Origin of the sequence: Rhodococcus sp. IEGM 1351 (assembly GCF_030056875.1) — a bacterium.
GTDB lineage: Bacteria > Actinomycetota > Actinomycetes > Mycobacteriales > Mycobacteriaceae > Rhodococcus_F > Rhodococcus_F opacus.
In genome coordinates, this window is the sequence record NZ_JASHKU010000094.1 from 1 (window position 1) to 756 (window position 756).

General features: G+C 69.2%; 1 protein-coding gene. It reads left to right on the top strand.

Annotation, left to right across the window (positions count from 1 at the left end):
- Window positions 1-756: alanine dehydrogenase (locus QM806_RS40905; RefSeq protein WP_283295046.1), on the top strand; the 756-nt coding region annotated here is incomplete at both ends.

Consider the following 756-nt stretch of genomic DNA (forward strand, 5'->3'; position numbering starts at 1 on the left):
GAGGTGATCATCGAATCCGAAGCCGGCATCGGCTCCTCCTTCGCCGATGAGGACTTCAAAGCCGCAGGCGCCCACATCCTCCAGGCCGCCGACCAGGTATGGGACACCGCCGACCTGCTCCTGAAGGTCAAAGAACCCATCGCCGAGGAATACACCCGCCTGCGCCAGGACCAGGTGCTCTTCACCTACCTGCACCTCGCCGCCTCCAAGGACTGCACCGACGCCCTGCTCGCGTCCAAGACCACCGCCATCGCCTACGAAACCGTCATCGGCACCGACGGCTCCCTCCCCCTGCTCGCCCCGATGAGCGAGGTCGCCGGACGCCTCGCCCCACAGGCCGGCGCCTACCACCTCATGCGCCAGGGCGGCGGCCGCGGCGTCCTGATGGGCGGCGTCCCCGGCGTACGCCCGGCCAAGGTCGTCGTCATCGGCGCCGGCGTCTCCGGCCGCAACGCCATCGCCATCGCCCACGGCATGCACGCCGACGTCACCGTCCTCGACCTGTCCATCGCCCGCCTCCGCGAGATCGACGCCCTCTACCACGGCCAGGTCAAGACCATCACCTCCAACAGCCTCGAACTCGAACAGGCCGTCGAGGGCGCCGACCTGGTCATCGGCGCCGTCCTCGTCCCCGGCGCCAAGGCCCCCACCCTCGTCTCCAACAACCTCGTCTCACGGATGAAGCCCGGCTCGGTGCTCGTCGACATCGCCATCGACCAGGGCGGCTGCTTCGAGGACTCACGTCCCACCACCCAC